Annotated in this window: 5 protein-coding genes and 1 pseudogene; 3 read left to right on the top strand and 3 right to left on the bottom strand. The window is 63.0% G+C overall.

Going from position 1 to position 6,196, the window contains the following annotated elements; genetic code table 11:
• Positions 1-58: 58 nt before the first annotated feature.
• Positions 59-364, top strand: coding sequence for an ATP-binding cassette domain-containing protein (locus tag JHD07_RS30100; protein ID WP_291628750.1), 306 nt, complete (start codon positions 59-61; stop codon positions 362-364).
• Here JHD07_RS30100 and JHD07_RS30095 read toward each other — a convergent pair.
• The 3 genes and pseudogenes from JHD07_RS30095 to JHD07_RS30085 form a co-directional block, all read right to left on the bottom strand.
• Positions 334-1,332: pseudogene (locus tag JHD07_RS30095) on the bottom strand (LegC family aminotransferase); the annotation flags it as partial. The gene JHD07_RS30100 and the pseudogene JHD07_RS30095 sit on opposite strands and share 31 nt — an antisense overlap.
• A gap of 4 nt (positions 1,333-1,336) precedes the next feature.
• Positions 1,337-2,356: an NAD-dependent 4,6-dehydratase LegB gene (locus JHD07_RS30090; RefSeq protein ID WP_291628748.1), complete on the bottom strand. Its 1,020-nt coding sequence runs from the start codon at positions 2,354-2,356 to the stop codon at positions 1,337-1,339.
• Between the two features lie 133 nt (positions 2,357-2,489).
• Positions 2,490-3,692 (bottom strand): HAD-IIIA family hydrolase, encoded by a 1,203-nt coding sequence (locus JHD07_RS30085; RefSeq protein ID WP_291628747.1) that lies wholly within the window; start codon positions 3,690-3,692, stop codon positions 2,490-2,492.
• 416 nt (positions 3,693-4,108) lie between these two features.
• Here JHD07_RS30085 and JHD07_RS30080 point away from each other — a divergent pair, with 416 nt between their 5' ends.
• Both JHD07_RS30080 and JHD07_RS30075 read left to right on the top strand, forming a co-directional pair.
• Positions 4,109-4,954 carry a hypothetical protein gene (locus JHD07_RS30080; RefSeq protein WP_291628746.1) on the top strand — a complete coding sequence of 282 codons (846 nt, stop codon included), beginning with the start codon at positions 4,109-4,111 and terminating at the stop codon, positions 4,952-4,954.
• A 7-nt stretch (positions 4,955-4,961) separates the two neighbouring features.
• The coding region (locus JHD07_RS30075; RefSeq protein ID WP_291628745.1) for a DUF6418 domain-containing protein at positions 4,962-6,196 on the top strand (1,235 nt) is incomplete at its 3' end.

The following is a 6,196-nucleotide window of genomic DNA, read 5'->3' as shown; positions in this document are numbered from 1 at the left end:
GCGCAACCAGAAGATCGGCTTCATCTTCCAGGGCTTCAACCTGATCCCCGACCTCTCGGTGCAAGACAACATCGAGGTGCCGCTGCGCTACCGGGGCTTCAATGCGGCGGAGCGCAAGCGCCGGGCGCTGGGCGCGCTGGAACGTGTGGGCCTGCAGGCCCGCGCTGGGCACCTGCCCAACCAGCTCAGCGGCGGCCAGCAGCAGCGCGTGGCCATTGCCCGGGCACTGGCGGGCGAACCCAAGATCCTGCTGGCCGACGAACCCACTGGCAACCTCGACACCGCCATGGCGCGCGCCGTGTCGCCAAGCTCGTCGCGCCGCTCGGCGTACGGCTCGGCGAGCAGGACCGCGTTCAGCCAGTAATTGCTCGTGGTGTCCTCGGGCTCGCACGAGAAGCGCACGCCGGGCACGTCCGCAAAGACGCGTTCATAGGCGGCCGCCAGCCGGCGCTTGCTCGCCAGGAAGCCGTCGAGCTGTTCGAGCTGCGCGCAGCCGAGCGCGGCGTTCAGATTGGGCAGGCGGTAGTTGAAGCCGATCTCGTCGTGCACGAAGGCCCATTTGTGCGGCAGCTTCGCTGTGGTGGTGAGATGCTTGGCGCGGCGTCCCAGTTCCTCGTCATTGGTGAGGATGGCGCCGCCGCCGCCCGTGGTGACGATCTTGTTGCCGTTGAAGCTCAGCGCCGCGAGCCGCGCCCGCGATCCGACGGCGTGGCCCTTATAGGTCGAGCCGAGCGATTCCGCGGCATCCTCCACCAGCGCAATGCCCCAGTCGTGCGCGATTGCAGCGATCTCGTCGAGCGCGACGGGATGACCGAACGTGTGCATCGGCGAGATCGCCGCGATGCGGCGTCCGGTCTCGCGGTTGATCGTGCCTCTCGCGGTCCGCTCTGCGATCGCCTCGAGGCGCAGCGCAAGGGCGGCCGGGTCCATGCCGAGCGTTGCAAGCGAGCTGTCGACGAAATGCGGAGTAGCGCCGCAATAGGCGATCGCGTTCGTCGTCGCGATGAAGGTCAGCGCCGGCGAGATGACCTCGTCGCCCGGCTCGACGCCGGCGAGCCTGAAGCAGGCATGCAACGCGGCCGTACCATTGACCACAGCGACTGCGCGTTTTGCGCCGGTGACCTGCTCCAGCATGCGCTCGAACCGATCGACAAAGGGGCCGACAGAGGAAACGAAGGTGCTCTTGATGCACTCTTCCAGGTAGGCAATCTCCTTTCCCGCGAACACCGGTTCGTGCAGGCCGAGAACGCCGTTCGGCGTTCCCACCGCGCGCCGCACGGCATCGACAATCGTCTCGGGCTTGAAGTCCGAACTGGTCACGACACTGTCCATCGCCTCAGACATTGTAGACATCTGCCTTGTAGCGGTTGAGGTTTGCCGGATCGGTGAACCAGCTGACGGTCCTCACCATGCCGCGGCGCATGCCCTCGACGCCGCCGAATTCAGGGCTCCAGCCAAGCTGTTGGCGTGCCCTGGAATTGTCGGCCCAGAGCCGCTCGACCTCGCTGTTCGCGGGACGCAGGCGCGCCTCGTCGGTCTCGATCTCGATCGTCGTGCCCATCACGTCGGCGATCATCTCGACGGTCGCACCGACCGAGATCTCGAAGCCGCTGCCGAGATTGATGGTCTGGCCGACGCATTGCTCGGGCGGCGCGGTGAGGCCTGCGATGAGCCCGCGCGCAGTGTCGGTAACGAAGGAGAAGTCGCGGGTCGGGCTGACGGCGCCGAGGCGGATCTTGCGCTTGCCGGTCGCGATCTGGCTGATGATGGTGGGAATCACCGCGCGTGCCGACTGGCGCGGACCGAAGGTGTTGAAAGGGCGGATCACGACCACCGGCATGTCGAACGAGGCGTGGAAGGACAGCGCCATCTGATCCGATGCGATCTTCGAGGCCGAGTAGGGCGATTGGCCGACCAGCGGATGGTTTTCCTTGATCGGGACGCTCTGCGCCGTGCCGTAGACCTCGCTTGTCGAGGTCTGCACGAAGCGGCGCACGCCGGCCATCCGCGCGGCCTGGAGCACGTTCACGGTGCCCTTCACGTTGGTGTCGACATAGGAGTCAGGCGCGACGTAGGAGAAGGGGATCGCGATCAGCGCCGCCAGATGCAGCACGTCGGTGCAGCCGGTGGCCGCCTGGATCATGAAATGTGGATCACGGATGTCGCCGGCGACGACTTCCACGGACTTCATGATGTCGGCGGGAACCGTGTCCAGCCAGCCCCAGGAGTTGAAGGAGTTGTAATAGACGATCGCCTTGACGCGAGCCCCGGCTTTCACCAGTTCCTCGACGACATGCGAACCGATGAAGCCGTCGCTGCCGGTAACGAGGACGCGGGCGTCCCTCAGATCTGCCATTCCGGCCCCCAAAAGGCGATTAAGCCAGTGTTCGCAACAAGATGGCGCTATAGCACACTGGCGGTTGCGTGCAACAGAGCAGAGCCTGATAGTGCCAAATGCCGGGCGATGCAGCGGATTTCGTGATGTGTGCCTAGGGATGCCCGGCAGGGATGAGGCGCTCTCTGACGTACGTCTCCAGATTGCCGCCCTCGAACAAATGGCCGGGGAGACCAGCGGCCCGGGCTGCCTCGATGTCGCTCGGCTTGTCTCCGATCACCATGCTGCGCGTCATGTCGACAGGAAAACGCTGGGCAAGGTCGGTGATCATGCCCGGCGCCGGCTTGCGTCGGTCACTGACGCGGCAATAGCGTGCGACGCTTCCATCGGGGTGATCGGGGCAATATTCGAATGCATCGATATGCGCACCGATCAGCGCCATCTGGTCCGCCATCCAGCGATGCAGCGCGACCACGTGATGCTCCTCGTAGTAGCCGCGTGCGACGCCGGATTGGTTGGTGATGACGAAAGCGAAGTAGCCGGCGTCGTTGACCGCTTTCACGGCCTCGCGCGCGCCTTCGATCCATGCGAGCCTGTGGCTCTCGAAGGTGTATCCTGAATCATGGTTGAGCACGCCGTCCCGATCGAAAAACACCGCCGGCCGCCGTAGCTTGTCGCGCAATTCGCGGTCGGCGCGCGCGAAATCATCGGGGATGCCGATGTCGATGAAGTAGCCGCGATAGGCAGTGCCGCGCAGCGCGCCGGACTTCACAAGGCCGGGGAATACATCCTGCTCGAGCGAGGCGGGGAGGGTCTCGATCTCGTGGAGAACGGTCTTGTCGACGACGTAGATGCCGGCATTGACCGGCCCGGTGGCACCCGCACCCGGGGCGATGAAGTCACGAACAATGTCACCGTCGAGGACAACGCGCCCATAGCGATCCCCGACGACGCCGTCGCGCAATGCCATGTGGACGCGCCCGCCGCGCGCGCGGGCGATGAGATCGAGCAGGTTGAAGTCGAACAGTGAATCTCCGTTGAGGAGGAGGAAACGGTCGTGCAACACCTCCCGCGCATGCACGAGTGCACCGCCGGTACCGAGTGGCTCGGTCTCGCGCGACACCAAGATCTTCGCCCGGCCTGTCGCCGCGCCGGCATAATGGCTTTCGACGATGTCAGCCTTGTGACCGGCGAGCAACAGGATTTCATCAAAGACGTGATAGCGGGCGAGTTCATCGATCAGAGTGTCGAGAAACGGTCGGCCACCGATCTCGAGCATCGGCTTCGGAACGGATTTGGTGCGTTCGCCGAGGCGGGTGCCGAGCCCACCGACGAGGATGACGGCCTGTCTCAGCATGAGAACTTGTCTCTAGGCGTATCAGTCGAAGGTGAACAGTGCAAATTCCGTCTCGATGCTCTCGGCTGCTCGACCAACGGAACCTTCCCCCGGCCGCGCTCGGCGCCGGATCAAGCCCTGGAGCAACGCTACTGACGGCGCCCCATACCACAGCAGGAACAATCGCGCTGCGCGTTTAGATCGGATGCAGGGTATGTGCTTAGCAGCGGCCGGAAGCAACGAGCAAGGGAAAACTCCTGCATCGTTTCGTGGATCGCCCGGGTCCAAAGCCGCTCGTCAAACTCGACCATTGCCGAGCGGAGAGTGCTTGGGTAAGGGGCGATTGATGAACCCTAGATCGCCAAGTATGATGTCTTCGGGTGCGCCCCATTCGCATTCTGGAATTCCCATTCATATCCTTTCGGGGACGAGAGTACATGCCGATGGTTGAGCGTACGCCGCAGGCTGCGGTTCTTTTTGCTATCCGAATGGTACGGAGGCATTGGGTTCTTTCGCTCGCGATCGGCGCGATGCTGTTGGCTGCTCTGGGGTCTCTGGGCGTCGGCCGAAAGGTGGAGTCCTGGACTGCGACCGCGACGGTTGCGATCGGTACGATGCCTAGCGTCGAAGGCATCCTCGGGCAGCCTGGGCCGCCCGTCGAGCGCGTCGAGAGTGCCCGTGATCTGGTGGTCAGGATCGGGGAGAGCCAGTTTCAAGACAATGTTCTGGCCGATGCTCGGAAAGCGCTCAACGATCCGCGCGGAGCGTTTGCCGGCGCCTCCCTGCGGGGGATCGTCATAGACGACAACGCCATCCGCCTGGAGGCTAGTTCCGCCTCCAAGGAGGAGGCGCTGACCCTGCTTCAACAAACCGTCCTTGCGATCCAGGCTGCCCATCAGAAGCGTTTCGAGCCGAGAATGGAATTATTGCGTTCGGTCCGCGCTAGTCTGCAAGATGCAAGGGGCCGCCTGAGCGATTCCCTCAGAAAGGGCGACATCTACGTGACGCCGTCGCGGCCGGATGGAACGCCTGCCGGCCCTATCCTGATGGCGAGCCCTGGCGGTTCAGTCGATGGCCTTCTCAATGTCGATACACGCATCGCGTTGCTGGCCTATACCGAGCGCACCGCGAGGATGACGGGTCTGCAGAATGGGTACTCTCCTGCGACGCAGGGGCCGAGGGAGGTCAATCTGGTGCAAAGGGCCATCCTCGCGGGGCTAGGCATGGTTCTCTTCATTGGCCTTTTGACTTTCTTCCTGAAGCGACCCGCCCGGGTGAGATAGAACTGCAATGGCCCTTCTCGCCGGAGTGTCCATACTTCTCTTCATTGTTTGGCTGGGCTTCCGCAGGCCGGCGATCTTCGTCTGCCTCGCCTTTCTGCTATTTACCTTCGCATGGCGGACAGTCTCGTCGTTGTATATCGACGTTGCGGGGCCGGTCTTTTCATCCCAGCTTCAGATGTTCGTTGGTCCTGGCGTCATGACGGTGTTCCAATCGATCGCATACTTCCTGACGCTTCTTCCCTTTCTGTGGGTCTTCAATGCGCGCGCGCTGGACGATTGGGCGCGCACCGCTCCCACGCCCGAACTGACGGCGAGCCGAGCCCAGCTGACACTCTCGGATGCCACGTTCTACGCATCGGTGCTCTTTTTGATTTTGCTTTTTGGCGCCCTGATCCACGGCGGCGTCATTCCACTGTTCGCCAAGATCGAACGTTGGACCTTCAACGAGCAGGCCAACATCCTCCATCGCTTCGTGATCGAGCGCGGCGACATGATCTGCTTCTGGTGGGGGACGATGTTCGCCGCGGAACGGCTGCGACGCCAGAGATACGATTACCGTTTCCTCGGCTTGCTCGCCGCCCTCATCTTTTACATGTTTCTGGTAGGCGGGCGATTCTCGCCCTTCTACCGGTCTTGTGCATTCTTCGTCATACCGTTCTCGGCCGCCTTGCTGGTGCAGGCCCGATCCCCCGGAGCCGGAAGCTTGTTCAGCTTGATGCCCCGCATCGCGGATCGGCGCATGATACTCGCCGGCACCGGCGTCATGGCGGTGACGGTCGCGATGATCGGGTTCGCACTCTATTGGAATTTGACGAAGGTCAGAGGGTTCGAGGGCGAGGCCGCTCGGGGAGCGTTTGTAGAGCGCGCCCTCGTGCAGCCGTCGGAGATCGGATGGGCGTCCTACCAGCGCGTTCTGGTCAACGGAGTTTGGGATGCTCGCCATGCCTTCGATGCCTTGTTCGAGCGCCCCATCGTTGCGGGGCGTAACACCACGCCGCAGTTCCTGATGTCCGCGACGATAGGCGAGCCTCGGACGACGGAGCACATTACGGGTGGCTTTCAATTCGCCGGCGGATTTCCGGAGATCTTCTTCGAACTGCTCGGTCCGTATTTGAGCTGGTTCTTTCTGCTAGGGGTCGCGTGGCTCGCCGCCCTTCTTTCCGCAATCATGGTTCGCTCAATCGTTGCCGGGCGATATCTGACTGCGGTTTTGTCGTTCTACGTGCTGTATGGCTTCTACGT

The sequence above is a fragment of the Bradyrhizobium sp. genome, from assembly GCF_016462955.1.
GTDB lineage: Bacteria > Pseudomonadota > Alphaproteobacteria > Rhizobiales > Xanthobacteraceae > Bradyrhizobium.
This window is presented reverse-complemented; position numbering and strand designations above follow the sequence as displayed.